The following is a 16,963-nucleotide window of genomic DNA, read 5'->3' on the forward strand; positions in this document are numbered from 1 at the left end:
CAATAATGCGCCCCTATTGGGTATAGAAATATTGTAAGCAGAAAAAATAGTCTTAAAATAAGCTGTTTCACAAGATTTGAATATTGACTAATAAGCAACAGTAAAAGGATGAGCTATTTGTTTCACTCTTCTCTTATATTTGTAATCTCTATGATATTGTCGTCTATGTTGAGAAGAAATGAATTATTTGTACTACCTGTTGATTTATAATGATAATTCATCATTTTGTATTTAAAATAAAAGACCCAAATAGCGTAGGGTTTTCTCATTCCGAATTTATTAATACTGAATCAATTAAAATTACTTTCTTATACGTCCTAAGAAGGTGGGTATGTGGGTACTATTTAAAAAGGAATAAAAACACTTCTTATCAACGCTTTCAAATGCTATTTGGGAAGTTAAGGCATATTATTTCCGTCGACCAGAAAGCAAGTCGGTTTTTATATCTATTTTCCCAGTGAGTCTTGCTTTGTAGACACCATAATTTTCCATGACACGCATCACGTAATTACGTGTTTCTGTATAAGGAATACGTTCAATCCAATCAATGACGTTATCGAGAGATTGTCCTCGAGGATCGCCATAACGTTTTATCCATTCATTGACACGACGGGGACCCGCATTATAGCCAATAAGAGTTAGTATATAGGATCCATTAAAACGTTCTAATTGTTCATTGAGAAAATGGGCACCTAATGTTGCATTATAATGAGCATCACTGCTAAATTTTTTAGGAGACCATGCGATTGAGTATTTTTTTGCCAGTGCTTTTGCTGTTGTAGGAAGCAATTGGAGTATACCTTGTGCACCTGCTTTTGATATGGCTGTTGGATTAAATTCGCTTTCTTGGCGTGCAATGGCATAGATAAGCGATTTTTCTTCTACAGAAATATTAGCAGAAGCTGGTATAGCTCCCAGAGGATGAGAGAGTGCACCGACATTTTTCCCCTGAAAAACAGCCATTTTTCCAATTTTGAGGCTGGTATAATAGTCTCCATTTTTTTCTGCCATAACAGCCAGAAGAGCTAATTCACCGGGGCTTTCTATTTTTTTTCCGAGCTCTCTATAAAAAAATTTAGCAAAATCAGCATAGCCGGCTGCTTCAAGACGTTGAATTGCTTTGATCGCTTTTCGTGCACTAAAATGTTGTCGCTCAGCGGTTGTTGGTTTGGGAAAGAAAACTTTAAGCTTTTTTTGGTTGAGTCGTGCAGCGGCTAATTGACCATAGTAAGTTGCACCAAAATGAGCTGCGCGATGAAAGTATTGCTGGGCATTTTGATGTTCTTTTAGCGTTTCTGCTGTTCGTCCCATCCAGTAATATCCACGTGATGCATAAAAAGGTAAAGAAGAGAGTTGAGGAATACGTGAAAAATGCTGCATTGCCAATTTAGGGTTATGAAGAAACCGTAGTGCATACCATCCTGCATGAAACTCAGCATCGACGGCTAATGCAGATGTTATACCAGTGTGCATTGTAACAAGTTGATAAGCAATTTTGGGTTTGTTTAAATCGAGCATTTCACGAGAAAGGGCGCGTTGTTCTTTCCACAATGAATGAGGGTTCATAAGGTGGAATGCATCTTTTGATGTTTTCATCATGAGTGCTGCTGCAGCATCATATTGCTCTGTTCGTCGAAGATGGCGTATTCGAGCAAACTGAAAAAGAGGATCTTTTTGCCATGATCTCTCTACAACTTTTAATTTTTGTGTAGCTCTAGGATCATTTTTTTCAACGGCCACAAAAGCATTAAAAAGAGATTGAGCATGGGCTAATTTTGCAACGCGTGCTGCTGAATCAAAACGATGTGCATACAGCATAAACTGCATGCGTTTCAAATGATCAATAGGTTTTAATGCAGCGTTTGCATTTTTAAGAACAAATACTTCTTCTTTTGCATTAAGCTGTGTTTTATGCCACCATGGCGCAATAACGTGTTGAGCACGAGTGGTTTGTCCCGTTGCGATAAGTGCTTTAGCGAAAAGAGCCATCCCTTGTGCTGTTTGGGGCGGGTGATGAGAAAATTTTTGGATGATTGCGCGTGTGACGTTGGTTTCGTTAAGAAAAGCACGTTCAGCATTGCGTTGCATCGTTTCTATACCAGGCCATCCTTTTAGCATGTTAATTGCATTAGATATTTCAGAGCTTGGTATATTATTTTGCTTTGATAGTCCTAGCGCCCATGTCAAAATATAACGATCAAGGCTATGTTTTTCCATTGAATTACGAAGATTTATTGTTTTTGCAATATTGTTGTTTGCTAGTGCATCTAATCCAGCTTTTAGTTGTTTGAGTGTCGCAGTATTGTGCGATGTCGTGTGTCTCTGTTGAAGAGGTTCTTGAGCTTCTTGTTTTATGGCAATGGGGGTAGGACGTGTCGAAGGGATTGGTACTTTCCCATGTAAAAGCGGTGTTTGTGCAAGTGCACTTGAAAATAAAATTCTTATTGCCAGTATAAGTGCAGTAAAGGTTGATACGAAAAGAGAGGTGGAAAATACACGCATAGAGAAAAGACCTTGAGACCTTGCTTTTTGTAAAAACTTAAGGATTTATAGAACACAAGCATGAAAAACGCGTTAATATAGACGGCTTATTTTAAAGAAATGTTCAACATTTAAGGAGGGACATTTTCATCTTATGGGGGCTTTTTTTGAAATTCATCTTGCTTCAATGATAGAGCAAGATTATGCTCTATTTAAAATTTATAAAAGGCGATTATAAAAAAAATAAAAGCAAACATTATAGGGAGTTTATCATGCTCAAGGGAGCTATAACTGCGCTTATCACACCGTTTGATAACAAGGGCGCGATTGATGAGAAGGCGTTTTGTGATTTTGTTGAATGGCAGATCACACAAGGGATTAACGGTGTAAGCCCTGTTGGGACAACAGGTGAATCAGCAACGTTAAGTCATGAAGAACATAAGCGGATTATAGAATTGTGTGTTGAGCAGGTTGCAAAGCGTGTTCCTGTTGTTGCTGGAGCGGGATCAAATAGCACAAGCGAGGCTGTAGAGCTTGCACAATACGCGCAAAAAGCTGGTGCAGATGCAGTTTTGGTTGTCACTCCCTATTATAATAGACCAAATCAATCTGGTTTATACAAGCACTTTTCTTCCATTGCCAAAGCTGTTTCTATTCCAATTATAATTTATAATATTCCTGGTCGTTCTATTATCGATATGGCTGTAGAAACGATGAAAGACCTTTATCAAGATTTTAACAATATCATTGGTGTTAAGGATGCAACGAGCAGAATTGAGCGCGTTAGTGAACAAGGTGAAAAGTGTGGAAAAGATTTTGTGCAGCTTTCCGGTGATGATTGTACGGCGTTAGGTTTTAATGCACATGGAGGTATGGGGTGTATTTCAGTTTCCTCTAATGTTGCTCCAAAGCTTTGTGCAGAGCTTCAAGCCGCTTGTTTTCGTGGTGATTATAAAACAGCACGAGAATTAAATGATCGCTTGATGCCTCTTAATCGTGCTGTGTTTATTGAACCTAGTCCAGCAGGTATTAAATATGCTGCTGCAAAATTAGGATTTTGTGGTGATACTGTGCGTTCTCCTATTGTTCCATTAACAGAAAGAACAAAGAAGATTATTGATGCAGCCCTCAGTCATGCTGGTCTTTTAAAAGCATAAAATGATATTGACAAAGCCATGAATAAAAAAAAGAACGCGCCCGTACGGAAAATAATTGCTGACAATCGTAAAGCACGTTTTAATTTTGAAATCCTTAATAATCTCGAGGCTGGTCTTGTCCTTCAGGGAGCGGAAGTGAAGTCCTTACGTTCTAATCATGCCAATATTGCTGAAAGCTATGCGAGTTTTGAGAATGGGGAACTATGGTTAATAAACAGCTATATTCCTGAATATACGCAGGCTAATCGTTTTAATCATGAACCACGACGTTTGCGCAAATTATTACTTTCAAAACGTGAGATGGCACGTTTTTTTAATGCAACATCTCGTGAAGGAATGACACTTGTTCCTCTCAAACTTTATTTTAATGAACGAGGGCGCGTTAAGTTGGAGATCGCTCTAGCGCGAGGGAAAAAGCTTCATGATAAGCGCGAAACGGAAAAAAAACGCGATTGGGGACGTGAAAAAGCAAGACTTTTAAAAAGGTATGGATGACGGATTCGATCTAGATATCCTTTATTTATAGCGCTATTTAAAACAGTTTTAGCATTGATCTAAGTATGTTTTTGCTGCTTGAAAGATTTGGTGAAACATGGCGTCTGTCAAGCGTCCAGTATTTGTATTATAACGAGAACAGTGATAGCTCGAAAAGATGCGTAATCTGCCGATGTTATTGATTTCGCCGTGTCCAAAAGGGTGAGCTAAAACTTTTGCATTAAGGGCACGTATCGTTGAATGGTGCGCAATGGTGCCTAAGGTAATAACGGCTTTAAGTTTGGGAAGATTTGTTAAAAGAGGTGAGAAGAAATAGCGGCACGTGTTAATTTCTGCACCGGTGGGTTTATTTTCTGGTGGAACACAACGAACAGAGTTAACAATTGCTGCATCAATAAGTTCAAGAGTATCGTCTGCTCTTTCTTCAAAGGTTCCTTGGGCAAAACCAAACTTTTTTAAAGTTGAATAAAGTAAGTGCCCAGCATAATCACCAGTAAATGGACGTCCAGTTCGATTTGCTCCGCGTAATCCAGGAGCAAGCCCAACAATAAGAAGGCGTGTTGTATCTGGCCCTTTATAAGGAAAGAATGGGCGCACCGGTGCGTTATACCAACTTGGTTCTTTTGCACGCCAGCCAGCGATAAATTGATGAAGCCTCGGACATAAATTGCAATTTTTGGGTGGTTCTGGGCACAGTGATGTTAATTGGCTATTCATGGTTTTAGGCATCAATCGTTTTTCTATTTTTTGAGTCTTTATAGCGTATATGACGGGTTATGTTTTGATAAACAATCTATAATCTATAATGAATATAAATAAACTTTTTTAGAAGAAAGTTTAATATAAACTTATTGCTCATTATTGTGTAAAGAGAGGTCATTTTTCAGTAATTTATTCGATGAATAAGAGTGCGATACACATGACGTTCAAAGAAAAAAAGTTCTCTCTTTAGATGAAGATATTATCATAAAAAGTATGTATAAGACTGCTGTTATTGCAAAGGATTTAAACAGCAGGTATTCTTTTTAAAAGGATAAGGACTCCAGACAAGTATTTTGTCAAGAAAGACCGTCCTTTGTTTGAAGTCAATCTATTGGAATGCTTTTAAAAGAAATTTTGATAACGAGCATGAATAGGTTATACATTTTTATAAATTTTCCAAGATTTTTTTTAAATAAGTTCTTTAATCAAAAAATATAAAAGTTTGTGTTGTTTTTCTTGTGTTTTATTTTGATTATTGTATATACTCCTTTATCCGCTATTAAATTTTTTTATTTGAGAAAGAGGCATAAATGGCCCGCGTAACGGTAGAAGATTGTATTGATAAAGTTGACAACCGCTTTGAATTGGTACTTTTAGCAGGTCATCGGGCGCGTCAGATTTCACAAGGAGCGCAGATTACGGTTGATCGTGATAATGATAAAAATCCAGTTGTTGCTTTGCGTGAAATAGCAGAAGAAGCATTGTCGCCTGCTGATTTAAAGGAAGACCTTATTCATTCGCTGCAAAAGCATGTGGAAGTAGATGAGCCAGAAATGGCAAGTGGATTTATTACCCATTCAGGTGAAGCTGAAAGTGTTTTTAATACGTCGTCGCAAGAAGAAGGTACTTCATTTGATCATATGTCAGAAGAAGAGCTTTTAGCGGGTATTGAAGGTTTGGTTGTTCCAGAAAAAAGTGACGATTATTAATTGCAGCAATTTATGTTACAGGGGTAAAGATACTTTGTCATGTAAGGAGCAATTATTTTTCGTGTCTTTTATTAATAGGACGTGTTCAATAAAGATTAGGGGTGTGAAAAGATAAAGGATATGCTCGTATGATGCGTCAGTGTGAGCTTGTTGGGCGTGTTCAACGTTACAAGTCTGACGTAGATGAGGCTCTTTTAAACAGGGCCTATGATTATGCAATGAAAAAGCATGCACATCAAAAGCGTGCGTCAGGTGATCTTTATTTTTCTCATCCTTTAGAAGTTGCTGCTATTTTGACAGATATGCGGTTGGATGAGGCAACGATTGCTGTTGCTCTTTTGCATGATACAATTGAAGATACAAGCGCTACACGAGCAGAAATTGATCAGCTTTTTGGTTCTGAAATTGGAAAGTTGGTTGAAGGGCTTACAAAGCTTAATAAGCTTGATCTTGTATCAAAGAAAGCCGTACAAGCAGAAAATCTTCGTAAACTTCTTATTGCTATTTCTGATGATGTTCGTGTTCTTTTAGTCAAACTTGCTGATCGTCTTCATAATATGCGTACCCTTGGTGTTATGCGTGATGATAAACGTCGGCGAATTGCTGAGGAGACGATGGATATCTATGCGCCACTTGCAGGCCGTATGGGTATGCAGGATATGCGTGAGGAATTAGAGGATCTCTCTTTCTTTTATTTAAATCCAGAAGGTTATCGTACGATTACAAATCGACTTTCTGAATTATTGAAACACAACCGTGATTTGCTTTCCACAATTGAAAATGAATTGACAAAACTTTTTTTCGAGCATGGCATTAAAGCAGATGTTAAAAGCCGTCAGAAAAAATCTTATTCAGTCTTTCGCAAAATGGAAAGTAAAGCATTATCTTTTGAACAATTATCGGATATTTTTGGATTTCGTGTGATTGTTGAGTCCGTGAATGATTGTTATCGTGCTCTTGGTGTCATTCATACGACATGGCCAATGGTTCCTGGTCGTTTTAAAGATTATATCTCTATACCAAAGCAAAATGATTATCGTTCTATTCATACAACAATTGTTGGTCCTTCAAGACAACGTGTTGAGTTGCAAATTAGAACGGCTACTATGGATGAAGTTGCTGAATATGGGGTTGCTGCTCATTCCATATATAAAGAGCACGGTTCCAATTATTCGACTGTGAAGTTATCAAGTGAAACGAATGCCTATGCATGGTTGCGTCAAACGATACAATCTTTGTCTGATGGAGATAATCCAGAAGAGTTTTTAGAACATACAAAACTTGAGCTTTTTCAAGACCAAGTTTTTTGTTTTACGCCGAAAGGTCGATTAATTGCTTTTCCTAAAGGAGCTACGCCTATTGATTTTGCTTATGCCGTCCATACAGATATCGGTGATTCTTGTGTGGGTGTAAAAATCAATGGTCGTATTATGCCTTTAATGACCAAATTAAAAAATGGTGATGAGGTTGATATTATTCGCTCACACGCTCAAATTCCGCCAGCAGCATGGGAATTTCTTGTTGTCACGGGTAAAGCACGTTCAGCTATTCGACGAGCAAGTCGTGCAGCGGTACGTAAACAATATTCGGGTTTAGGATATCGTATTCTCGAGCGTTCATTTGAATATATGGGAAAGCAATTTTCAAAAGACCTTTTGAAGAAAGTTTTGCCACGTTTAGCACGTAAAGATGTAGAGGATGTATTGGCTGCTGTTGGGCGTGGAGAGCTGTTTTCCGCTGATGTAATTAAAGCGGTTTATCCTGATTATCAAGATCACCGTGTGGTACAAAAGTCATCTTTTAAGCCTGGGGAAGAAGGTTGGTTTAATATTGAAAATGCTCAAGGTATGATTTTTAAAGTTCCAGAAAATGAAAAGAATGCAATGGTCGAGAATCATCAATCTAAAGCCTTGCCTATTAGAGGAACCCGTGGAGATATCCCCGTACGTTTTTCACCGGAAGGAGCAGTACCTGGAGATCGGATTGTTGGTATTATGCAGCCAGGAGCTGGGATTGTTATTTATCCAATACAGTCTTCAGCTTTGATGGCGTATGATGATCAGCCAGAACGATGGATTGATGTCCGCTGGGATATTGATGCCCAAATGAATGAACGTTTTCCTGCACGGATGAATATTTTAGTTGTAAATAGTCCTGGTTCTTTGGCTGAAATTACACAAATAATTTCTGCTAACGATGCCAATATCCAAAATTTATCTTTTATCCGTACAGCACCAGATTTTACAGAAATTATGATTGATTTGGAAGTGTGGGATTTAAAACATTTGAATCGTATTTTTTCTCAGTTAAAAAAGGCAGGTTCAGTAAGTACAGTACGGCGGGTTCATGGATAAAAAGAAAGATTTTGCAATGAATACACAAGATGTCATTGATATTTTTAAACAAGCAGATGCTATTCTAGAAGGGCATTTTATTTTAACATCGGGGCGCCATAGTGCGACTTATATGCAAAAAGCGAAAGTATTCATGCATGCTGACTTGACGGAAAAGTTATGTCGTGGATTGGCTGAAAAAATCAAAAAATCTATTGAGGGAAAAATTGACTATGTTGTTGGTCCCGCAATTGGCGGTCTTATTCCTTCCTATGAAACTTCACGTCACCTTGGTGTTCCTTCTCTTTGGGTAGAGCGTGTAAATGGCATCTTTGAATTGCGTCGTTTTGAAATCAAGAAGGGTGCACGGGTTGTTATTGTTGAAGATATTGTAACAACGGGTCTTTCCATTCGTGAGACTGTTGAAGCGCTTGTTGCAGCAGGAGCAGAGGTATTGGCCAGTGCATGTATCCTTGATCGTTCTGGTGGTAAGGTCAATGTTGGAGTTCCATTGATTGCGCTTGCTGAATACGAGATAACCTCTTATGCTAGTGATGCACTTCCTGCAGAGCTTTCTGTTCTTCCCGCGATTAAACCAGGCAGTCGAAATATTTAATTGTCGTTCTATTTTTTTTGTGCAAAAGCTTAAAAAGATTAATTTGGATGATATAGATTATTTCATCATCAAAAGATGTATATTGAGAGTCATATGCTTTTTCGTCGTCGAAAACCAATAGATTTTGTAACGCGTATTCGACTTTGGTTATGGCCACGTCGTTCATTTTCTCGCTCATTTTGCTACATACATAAACGTATTTTGCGTATATCAGCAACACCGCATGAAGTAGCATTAGGGGTTGCTGTTGGCGTTTTTTTAGCTTGTTCACCTTTCTTTGGGCTGCATATTATTTTGGCAATATTTTTTTCTTGGCTTTTGCGTGCAAACTTTGCTGCCGCAATCATTGGGACAATTTTTTCTAATCCACTCACATTTTTATTGATTGTCATGGCTGATTATAAAGTAGGGTATTTTTGTTTATCACTTTTTAGCGATGTCAAAGAGATTTCTCTTTCGCAAATTCGTGCTCTATTTAATGGTTTGACATTGTCAAATCTCTCTCTCCTCTTTAAAGGCGCATGGGACACAATTATGAGTCCTATGATTTTAGGGGGAACTCTTTTAGGTATTGTTTTTGGTGGTTTATCTTATATAGGTGTTTACAGAGCAACGGTTCGTTTTAAACAAAAGCGATATCAAAAGATTATAAAAAAAAGGCGTTTAAAGAAGCGCTCATCGTAAGAAAGATCGGGTAATATCTTATGATTATTGGTCTTGGAAATGATCTGGTTGATATACGACGTATTGAGAAAATGTTGGTTCGTTATGGTGAGCGTTTTATCCAACGTATTTTTACGGATATTGAAAGAAATAGATCTGAAAATCTCAAAAAAAGCTCCTCTTCCTATGCAAAAAGATTTGCTGCTAAAGAAGCATGTGCTAAAGCCTTAGGAACGGGAATCGCTTGTGGTATCAATTGGAAAGACATGGGGGTAGTCAATTTGCCATCTGGTAAACCAATAATGCAATTAACAAATCGTGCGCAAATACAACTTCAAAAGTTATTACCTCCTCATCATGATGCAGTTATTCATCTTAGTATAACAGATGATTTTCCTTGGGCACAGGCATTTATTATTATCGAAGCACTTCCACGTGGATAGATGGCGTGAGAGATTGTGCTTTTGTTATTTGAATATTATGATGAAAAAAATTATATCTGTGATGAGAAGGCAGTTGGTGATGATCCAAAAAGATAAAGTGCATAAAAAAGAAAAAAAAGGTGGGCTTCGTGAATTTATTTCTGTTTTAATACAGGCTCTACTTTTAGCAGCGTTTATTCGGACACTTTTTTTCCAGCCGTTTAGTATTCCTTCCGGTTCAATGCGTCCTACTTTGTTGGTGGGAGATTATCTGTTTGTTTCTAAGTATGCATATGGGTATTCTCGTTTTTCCATCCCCTTTTCTCCTCCTCTTTTTTCTGGACGGATTTGGGCATCTCAACCTCAACGTGGAGATGTGGTCGTTTTTCGCTTACCAAGTAATCCGAAGATTGATTATATAAAACGCGTCGTTGGGCTACCAGGTGATCGTATACAAGTCCGTCAAAGTGTCCTTTATATTAATGATGAGGCTGTTTCACGTCACTTTATGGGGGAGATTGATAATTCTGATATAACGGAAGTGAACTATCCTGTTGAGGTTTATCGCGAGACAATGCCTAACGGTGTCAGTTATGATACACTTGATTTAGCTTTCATCCCGAAAGTTGATGATACAGAAGTCTTTGAAGTTCCTCAGGGACATTACTTTATGATGGGGGATAACCGCGACAATTCAGATGATAGTCGTTTAGATGTAGGCTATGTTCCAGAAGAAAATCTTATTGGTCGCGCGAGCGTGATTTTCTTTTCTATCAGTAATGGTTCAAGTGCTTGGCAGATTTGGCGTTGGCCATTTGATGTGCGTTGGAAACGTTTGTTTTCTTTCATAAATACGGTTCATGATTTGCCGCTTATCAAGCAAGGAAACAACGATGAAACGTCTCATGATTGATCAGCTTTTCAAGCTGACGGGGCATCGTTTTAAAGATGAAGAGAGGTTAAAGAAGGCATTAACACACTCGAGTGTACAAGATTCGGAACAGGGGAATTATGAACGACTAGAGTTTCTAGGGGATCGGGTTTTAGGGCTTTTGATTGCAGAGATGCTGTATCAACTTTTTCCTCAGGCAAGTGAAGGTGAATTATCAGTCCGTTTAAATCATCTGGTCAATGCACAGACATGTGCTGATATTGCGCGTGAAATGAGACTTCCTGATATGATCCGTGTTGGTTTTGAGATGAAAAATTTTGAGGGGCGTCGACTTATCAATATGCATGCAGATGTCGTGGAAGCTTTGATTGCCGTAATATATCTCGATGGAGGATTGGAAAGTGTTCGCCCTTTTATTCAAAAATATTGGCAAAGTAGGGCAAAGAAAATGGATGCTGGTCGACGTGATGCCAAGACAGAATTACAGGAATGGGCGCATATCCAAGGCAATGCACAACCACATTATCAGGTTATAAAACGTTCAGGTCCAGATCACGATCCTGTTTTTATGGTAGAGGTCAGTATTTCTGGGTTTGCTTCAGAGATTGGGCAGGGAAGCTCCAAAAGATATGCTGAAAGAATGGCAGCTGAAAAAATTTTGCGACGAGAGGGTGTATGGAAAACAGTGGGAAAAAATAATCATGAGTGACGTTATGAAAACGCGTTCTGGGTTTGTTGTGCTTATTGGGATGCCTAATGCCGGTAAATCGACATTGGTTAATCAATTGGTTGGAACAAAGGTTTCAATTGTAACACATAAGGTACAAACAACACGAACTTTAATCCGCGGTATTGTCATTCATGATGATGTGCAAATTGTGTTGGTCGATACACCGGGTGTTTTTCGTCCCCATAAGCGCTTAGAACGAGCCATGGTCTCTGCTGCTTGGGGAGGGGCTAAGAGCGCTGATGTTCTGCTTGTTTTAATTGACGCTCAAAGTGGTCTTTCGGATGAAGTTGATATGATGTTAGATATTGTAAACAATATGAAACAAGAAAAAGTTCTTGTTCTTAATAAGGTTGATACAGTTGTTAAATCATCTCTTCTAGCGTTAACCACTAAAATAAATGAACGTGTAAAGTTTGCGCAAACATTTATGATTTCTGCTCTAAACGGTTCTGGTTGCAAGGATTTACTTCATGCGTTGAGTAACATGATGCAGGAAGGACCATGGTATTATCCGGAAGATCAAATTTCTGATATGCCTATGCGTCATCTTGCTGCTGAAATTACGCGTGAAAAACTTTTTCTTCGTCTTCATGATGAACTTCCTTATTCCTCAACGGTTGAAACAGAAAACTGGGAAGAGCGTTCAGATGGTTCCGTTAAAATTAATCAAGTTATTTATGTCGAGCGTGAGAGTCAGAAAAAAATTGTCTTAGGAGCAAAAGGCGATACAATTAAAGCGATTGGTCAAGCAGCACGTAAAGAACTCATGGAAATTATGGATCAAAAGGTTCATCTTTTTCTCTTTGTGAAAGTGCGCGATAATTGGGATACCGATCCAGAACGTTATCGTGAAATGGGATTGGATTTTTTAAAATAAGATTTTTAAAAATAATTAAAGTAAAATGAAGTGGAAAGAACAAGCCGTTATACTTGGTACGCGCCAATATGGTGAAACAAGTGTTATTCTTGAGATTATGACACGTGAACATGGTCGTTATATGGGAGTGGTAAAAGGGGGGCGCTCGCGTCGCATGGCAGCTCTTCTTCAACCTGGAAATTTTGTGGAGGCTGAATGGTGGGCTCGTTTAGACGAACATTTGGGACTTTTTCGGCTTGAAGCTCTTGATTTACATGCGGCACGATTAATCTGTCTACCAGAAGCACTTTATGCTTTGCAATTGATAGCTTTTCATTTGCGGCTTCTTCCCGAACGTGATCCGCACCCCATTTTATATGATATTTTACACCTTTTTATGCAGAATTTTGATGAACCATTTGTAAATGCAGAATTGCTTGTACGTTTTGAAATGCGGCTTCTTGAAGAACTTGGTTTTGGTCTTGATTTATCTTGTTGTGCTGCAACAGGTCGTCAGGAAAGGCTTCATTACGTATCACCAAAATCTGGTCGGGCTGTCTGTGAAGAAGCAGGAGAACCTTGGAAAAAAAAACTTCTTATTCTACCACAGTTTCTTGTACAAAGAATGACTCGTCCTGCTGATTTTAGTGATATAATAAATGGTTTTATACTGACGGGTTTTTTTCTTATGCGTCATGTCTGGGAGCCACGAGATATAAAGCAGCCGTCAGTGCGCATGAATTTGATACAATTGTTTGAGCGCCAATTTGGTGTACAGGCATTAATTTGTTGATCTGATGATAATTGAATGGGAAAATGAGAATTTTAAAGACAATTGCTGAAGTTCGCCAATATACTTCAGAGGAACGACGTTTAGGTTTTTCGATTGGTTTTGTTCCAACAATGGGGGCATTGCATGATGGTCATCTTGCATTAGTACAGTATGCAAGAGCAATGTGTGATCGCGTAGTAGTTTCTATTTTTGTCAATCCAAAGCAATTTGGACCTCATGAAGATTTTTCTCAATATCCAAGAGATTTGAAGGGCGATTGTGCTTTGTTAAAAGAAGCAGGTGTTGAATGTGTTTTTGCTCCTTCTGTAGATGAAATGTGGCCACCAGGAAATGACACAATTGTACAAGTGAAAAAATTATCACGTATTTTGATGGGAAAATTACGTCCAGGGCACTTTTGTGGTGTAACAAGCGTTGTTGCTAAACTTTTTAACATTGTCCAACCAGATAAGGCTTTTTTTGGGGAAAAAGATTTTCAACAAATTTTAATTATTCGGCGTATGGTTGAAGATTTGGCTTTTCCTATTGAAATCGTTGGAGTTCCTATTCTACGGGAGTCAGATGGTGTAGCTTGTTCTTCACGCAATCAGCTTTTAACATTAGAAGATCGTAAAGCTGCCAAAATTCTTCCTGAAAGTGGAAAAGCTGCTGAAAAGCTTTACCATGAAGGTGAACGGTCGGTTGATAAATTATGCAAAACTGTTCATGATATTTTACAACAAGAAACGCGTGCAATCATTGAAGCGATAGATTTACGGGATATGGAAAATTTATGCGTGATTAGAGGAACATTGAATAAACCAGCAGTTTTACTTCTTACTGTCCGCTTTGGTGAGGTAAGGCTGATTGATCAATATATATTGCAAGAGAAGGGTGAAAAATGAGTGTACATAAAACCGTAAAGCGTATAACATCTTCCGAAATACGTGCAAGAAAGGGACAACAGCCAATTGTTTCTTTAACAGCTTATCAAGCTTATACTGCGCGGATTGCTGATCCATATTGCGATATCCTTTTGGTTGGTGATAGCGTTGGGATGGTTGTGTATGGGTTTGAGACAACGCTTCCTGTTAATTTAGATATGATGATTTTACACGGGAAAGCCGTGGTGCGTGGATCTCAAAAAGCTCTTGTGGTTATTGATATGCCTTTTGGTTCTTATGAAGAAAGTCCAGAACAAGCTTTTTTTAATGCATCGCGTATTCTTGCTCAAACGGGGTGTGGTGCAGTTAAGCTTGAAGGGGGTGTTTATATAGCAGAAACAATAGATTTTTTGTGTAAACGTGGCATTCCAGTGATGGGGCACATTGGTCTTACACCCCAGGCGGTGAATCGTTTTGGTGGCTTCAAAACACAAGGACGCAAGGAGAATGATTGGCAAAGAATTGAAGCAGATGGAGCAGCGATTGAAGAGGCAGGTGCTTTTGCTGTTGTTTTAGAAGGGATTGTCGAACCTTTAGCGGTGAAACTGACAAATAAGCTTTCTATCCCTACGATCGGTATAGGGGCGTCTAATCAATGTGATGGACAAGTATTGGTTATGGAAGATATGTTGGGCTATGGTTCTCATGTGCCAAAATTTGTACGCCGTTATGGAGACCTTGAACAAGCCATGGAAACTGCAATAAAGAATTATGCAGAGGATGTCACATCTCGTGCTTTCCCAGCGGATAATGAAGTTTATAAACTAAAATAAACTTCAGTTTAAGATGAAAGGTTTGACAAGAGAACATTTGTTGTTTTGATAATAAATGTGCATTATTTAATATATTTTGTATACAATTTGAGCTGTGATTTTTTCCATTTCTTGAATGGAGTCACGCCTCTCATGCAAAACAGAACGCCATTGGGTCGCTAATTCACGTGCTTTTTTAAAGAGAGCTTTCTTAAGGCACCCAATCCTATTTCGCGACGGCGTTCGTGAATAATATAGTAGTAAGTCCCTTATGAAGTGTATAAAATTTATAGAGCACTCCCGTCTTTACGCTTCATAAGAAAGCAAGCCGGCATCATCACACACTTTGCCAATTTTCAATGCTGCGACAGCGCTTAGCACTTGAGATGGTTCATAAGAAGCATTTTAACTCTTTCTTTAAAAAATTTTACCCACACGCCAGCCCCGCTTGTGGTGTGCAAGAGAATGATTTTGATTGATTCAATATAAACAGATTTGAAATGAGTGAAGCTTACGATATTAGGAGCTCTCATTCAAAATGAAAAAACAATGAATTATTATTATAAGTCAGTGTGATGAGTCTGTAATGACAAGGAATCAACAATGCGAAGAGTCTATAATCTTTGGGCATCTAAGTCATTAAAGCGCGTTAAAAATGCGTTTTCAATGTGTTGTGTAGAATAAGGGGATAAATTAAGATCATCGGGTAGAATATTATTGGGAGAGCCAAAATAGTGAAGGGCTTCTTCTGTATTAAATCCAGCAAGCGTAATCGCTTCATAATAGGCAGCAATACGGTCGGCTTGTTTAATTTTTTTTAAAAGTTTTTGAGAAAGATCAACGGGAAGAGAAAAGCGCATGTGGATAGCATCTTGGATGCGCTTTTCAACGCGTTCATATTGTTTTCCTATGACAGCTTTAAAAGGGGAAATCATATCGCCGATGACATATTCTGGAGCATCATGAAGAAGGGTATAAAGACATTCATTGCTTCCCGATTGTGGAAAAAGTTTTTGAAATATTTGTTCAACCAAAAGTGAATGTTGTGCAACAGAATAGGCATGCTCTCCTCGTGTTTGACCGTTCCAACGTGCTACGCGAGCAAGTCCATGGGCAATATCTTCAATTTCAACATCAAAAGGAGAAGGGTTGAGAAGATCAAGTCGCCTTCCAGAGAGCATTCTTTGCCAAGCGCGGGCTTCTCCATTTTTTAATAATTCAGCTTTAGCCATGAGTGTTTTCTATAGTATTTTCAGGAAAGGTAAAATTCATATTTTCAGCAATGCTTATAGTGACAGGAATGTTTTTTACAGTAAAGGGGATGTTATGATCCATAGCATCTTTGACGTGGTCAATACGCATTAAAGCAAGAGCCTCATTTTCTACACATGTTCCCAAGTAGCCAAGCACTTTTGTTCCTGCTTCAATGCTAGATTGAGGGGTTAATTTACACTGGCCTTTTACAATAAAAATACGGCGACGTGCTGCACGGCGGTGGTGCATTCGTGAAACAATTTCTTGTCCAATATAACATCCTTTATTGAATGCAAGTCCATTGATTTGATCGTAATTAATATCATGAGGAAAGACTTTGCCAATTTCATAGTCTTGATCACTTTCCGCAATTGCATAACGGATACGCAATTGATTCCATGTGTCATGATATTCTGAAGTCAAAAAAGGTTTTTTACCATAGATTCGTATTATTTTTTCTTGTTGTGGGAAGCGTTTATCAACAAAACTTGAATCAAAATTTAAAGCATCTGATTCATTATTCAAAGAAACTGTAACAAGCTCTTGGAATGGTTGTGTAATTTCTACTTTTTTGCGCAGCTTATAGAGCAACAGACGCTTATGGAGCGTATCAGCTAAAGGCATTCTGATATCAATCAAGTAACCATCTTCTTTTTTTCCGATAAGAAAATCAGCAAGAACCTTTCCTTGTGGGGATAAAAGGGCTCCAGGGAAAAGTTCCTGTGGACTGATTTTTTTTACATCTGTCGTGATCAGGGATTGTAGAAAATCTGTTGCTTCTTCACCTGTAATTTGAATAAGCCCGCGGTTTTTTAAGCAAATGGCATTTTGTTTTTCAATCATGGTTCTTGCCTTTCTGCTCAAAGTTACATAATCGATAAGTGAGCAATATGTAAGGAGCGTGG

General features: G+C 38.4%; 17 protein-coding genes. 13 read left to right on the plus strand and 4 right to left on the minus strand.

Annotated elements, in window-relative coordinates; translation table 11 throughout:
* Positions 1-408: 408 nt before the first annotated feature.
* Positions 409-2,502: a lytic transglycosylase domain-containing protein gene (locus ACFIL2_RS08320; protein ID WP_375680265.1), complete on the minus strand. Its 2,094-nt coding sequence runs from the start codon at positions 2,500-2,502 to the stop codon at positions 409-411.
* A 251-nt stretch (positions 2,503-2,753) separates the two neighbouring features.
* On the opposite strand from ACFIL2_RS08320, the gene dapA reads away from it, so the two are divergent.
* Positions 2,754-3,638, plus strand: coding sequence for a 4-hydroxy-tetrahydrodipicolinate synthase (gene dapA, locus ACFIL2_RS08325; RefSeq protein WP_375612952.1), 885 nt, complete (start codon positions 2,754-2,756; stop codon positions 3,636-3,638).
* A gap of 18 nt (positions 3,639-3,656) precedes the next feature.
* The gene (gene smpB / locus ACFIL2_RS08330) at positions 3,657-4,133 is read left to right on the plus strand and encodes an SsrA-binding protein SmpB (RefSeq protein ID WP_273717588.1); all 477 of its coding nucleotides are present in this window, start codon (positions 3,657-3,659) and stop codon (positions 4,131-4,133) included.
* Positions 4,134-4,181: 48 nt separating this feature from the next.
* Here smpB and ACFIL2_RS08335 read toward each other — a convergent pair whose 3' ends face one another.
* Positions 4,182-4,850: a uracil-DNA glycosylase gene (locus ACFIL2_RS08335; protein ID WP_375654983.1), complete on the minus strand. Its 669-nt coding sequence runs from the start codon at positions 4,848-4,850 to the stop codon at positions 4,182-4,184.
* A gap of 575 nt (positions 4,851-5,425) precedes the next feature.
* Between ACFIL2_RS08335 and rpoZ the strand changes: the two genes are divergently transcribed.
* The 11 genes from rpoZ (at position 5,426) to panB (ending at position 14,825) form a co-directional block, all read left to right on the plus strand.
* A complete protein-coding gene (gene rpoZ, locus ACFIL2_RS08340) occupies positions 5,426-5,824 on the plus strand; it encodes a DNA-directed RNA polymerase subunit omega (RefSeq protein ID WP_375680266.1) in 399 nt (132 codons plus the stop codon).
* A gap of 128 nt (positions 5,825-5,952) precedes the next feature.
* Positions 5,953-8,178 carry a RelA/SpoT family protein gene (locus tag ACFIL2_RS08345; RefSeq protein ID WP_375617636.1) on the plus strand — a complete coding sequence of 742 codons (2,226 nt, stop codon included), beginning with the start codon at positions 5,953-5,955 and terminating at the stop codon, positions 8,176-8,178.
* A 16-nt stretch (positions 8,179-8,194) separates the two neighbouring features.
* Positions 8,195-8,773, plus strand: a complete 579-nt coding sequence (pyrE, locus tag ACFIL2_RS08350) for an orotate phosphoribosyltransferase (protein ID WP_375634303.1) — start codon at positions 8,195-8,197, stop codon at positions 8,771-8,773.
* A gap of 93 nt (positions 8,774-8,866) precedes the next feature.
* Positions 8,867-9,457, plus strand: a complete 591-nt coding sequence (locus ACFIL2_RS08355; protein ID WP_375661818.1) for a DUF2062 domain-containing protein — start codon at positions 8,867-8,869, stop codon at positions 9,455-9,457.
* A gap of 20 nt (positions 9,458-9,477) precedes the next feature.
* A complete protein-coding gene (acpS, locus tag ACFIL2_RS08360; protein WP_375634162.1) occupies positions 9,478-9,879 on the plus strand; it encodes a holo-ACP synthase in 402 nt (133 codons plus the stop codon).
* A 79-nt stretch (positions 9,880-9,958) separates the two neighbouring features.
* Positions 9,959-10,771 carry a signal peptidase I gene (gene lepB, locus ACFIL2_RS08365; RefSeq protein WP_375611213.1) on the plus strand — a complete coding sequence of 271 codons (813 nt, stop codon included), beginning with the start codon at positions 9,959-9,961 and terminating at the stop codon, positions 10,769-10,771.
* Positions 10,752-11,459: a ribonuclease III gene (rnc, locus tag ACFIL2_RS08370; RefSeq protein WP_375634160.1), complete on the plus strand. Its 708-nt coding sequence runs from the start codon at positions 10,752-10,754 to the stop codon at positions 11,457-11,459. The genes lepB and rnc overlap by 20 nt, the downstream gene beginning before the upstream one ends.
* Entirely contained in the window at positions 11,452-12,357 is a 906-nt protein-coding gene (gene era / locus ACFIL2_RS08375) for a GTPase Era (protein ID WP_012754937.1), read from the plus strand. Before rnc ends, era begins: the two co-directional genes overlap by 8 nt.
* Before the next feature lie 25 nt (positions 12,358-12,382).
* The gene (recO, locus tag ACFIL2_RS08380) at positions 12,383-13,129 is read left to right on the plus strand and encodes a DNA repair protein RecO (RefSeq protein ID WP_375617640.1); all 747 of its coding nucleotides are present in this window, start codon (positions 12,383-12,385) and stop codon (positions 13,127-13,129) included.
* Between the two features lie 23 nt (positions 13,130-13,152).
* Positions 13,153-14,013 (plus strand): pantoate--beta-alanine ligase, encoded by an 861-nt coding sequence (gene panC / locus ACFIL2_RS08385; protein WP_375680267.1) that lies wholly within the window; start codon positions 13,153-13,155, stop codon positions 14,011-14,013.
* Entirely contained in the window at positions 14,010-14,825 is an 816-nt protein-coding gene (gene panB / locus ACFIL2_RS08390; RefSeq protein ID WP_375634156.1) for a 3-methyl-2-oxobutanoate hydroxymethyltransferase, read from the plus strand. The genes panC and panB overlap by 4 nt, the downstream gene beginning before the upstream one ends.
* 593 nt (positions 14,826-15,418) lie before the next feature.
* Here the strand turns inward: panB and ACFIL2_RS08395 are convergent.
* Positions 15,419-16,036 (minus strand): YfbR-like 5'-deoxynucleotidase, encoded by a 618-nt coding sequence (locus tag ACFIL2_RS08395; protein ID WP_375634154.1) that lies wholly within the window; start codon positions 16,034-16,036, stop codon positions 15,419-15,421.
* Positions 16,029-16,901 carry a YgfZ/GcvT domain-containing protein gene (locus ACFIL2_RS08400; protein ID WP_375634152.1) on the minus strand — a complete coding sequence of 291 codons (873 nt, stop codon included), beginning with the start codon at positions 16,899-16,901 and terminating at the stop codon, positions 16,029-16,031. The genes ACFIL2_RS08395 and ACFIL2_RS08400 overlap by 8 nt, the downstream gene beginning before the upstream one ends.
* Between the last annotated feature and the right edge of the window lie 62 nt (positions 16,902-16,963).

This window comes from Bartonella sp. AP30XZML (assembly GCF_042195945.1).
In the GTDB taxonomy this organism is placed as follows: domain Bacteria; phylum Pseudomonadota; class Alphaproteobacteria; order Rhizobiales; family Rhizobiaceae; genus Bartonella.

Bases quoted from the DNA above. Each gene is read 5' to 3' on its own strand.
- ACFIL2_RS08320 (WP_375680265.1), bottom strand. From the start codon at position 2,502: ATGCGTGTATTTTCCACCTCTCTTTTCGTATCAACCTTTACTGCACTT.
- dapA (WP_375612952.1), top strand. From the start codon at position 2,754: ATGCTCAAGGGAGCTATAACTGCGCTTATCACACCGTTTGATAACAAG.
- smpB (WP_273717588.1), top strand. From the start codon at position 3,657: ATGAATAAAAAAAAGAACGCGCCCGTACGGAAAATAATTGCTGACAAT.
- ACFIL2_RS08335 (WP_375654983.1), bottom strand. From the start codon at position 4,850: ATGAATAGCCAATTAACATCACTGTGCCCAGAACCACCCAAAAATTGC.
- rpoZ (WP_375680266.1), top strand. From the start codon at position 5,426: ATGGCCCGCGTAACGGTAGAAGATTGTATTGATAAAGTTGACAACCGC.
- ACFIL2_RS08345 (WP_375617636.1), top strand. From the start codon at position 5,953: ATGATGCGTCAGTGTGAGCTTGTTGGGCGTGTTCAACGTTACAAGTCT.
- pyrE (WP_375634303.1), top strand. From the start codon at position 8,195: ATGAATACACAAGATGTCATTGATATTTTTAAACAAGCAGATGCTATT.
- ACFIL2_RS08355 (WP_375661818.1), top strand. From the start codon at position 8,867: ATGCTTTTTCGTCGTCGAAAACCAATAGATTTTGTAACGCGTATTCGA.
- acpS (WP_375634162.1), top strand. From the start codon at position 9,478: ATGATTATTGGTCTTGGAAATGATCTGGTTGATATACGACGTATTGAG.
- lepB (WP_375611213.1), top strand. From the start codon at position 9,959: ATGATCCAAAAAGATAAAGTGCATAAAAAAGAAAAAAAAGGTGGGCTT.
- rnc (WP_375634160.1), top strand. From the start codon at position 10,752: ATGAAACGTCTCATGATTGATCAGCTTTTCAAGCTGACGGGGCATCGT.
- era (WP_012754937.1), top strand. From the start codon at position 11,452: ATGAGTGACGTTATGAAAACGCGTTCTGGGTTTGTTGTGCTTATTGGG.
- recO (WP_375617640.1), top strand. From the start codon at position 12,383: ATGAAGTGGAAAGAACAAGCCGTTATACTTGGTACGCGCCAATATGGT.
- panC (WP_375680267.1), top strand. From the start codon at position 13,153: ATGAGAATTTTAAAGACAATTGCTGAAGTTCGCCAATATACTTCAGAG.
- panB (WP_375634156.1), top strand. From the start codon at position 14,010: ATGAGTGTACATAAAACCGTAAAGCGTATAACATCTTCCGAAATACGT.
- ACFIL2_RS08395 (WP_375634154.1), bottom strand. From the start codon at position 16,036: ATGGCTAAAGCTGAATTATTAAAAAATGGAGAAGCCCGCGCTTGGCAA.
- ACFIL2_RS08400 (WP_375634152.1), bottom strand. From the start codon at position 16,901: ATGATTGAAAAACAAAATGCCATTTGCTTAAAAAACCGCGGGCTTATT.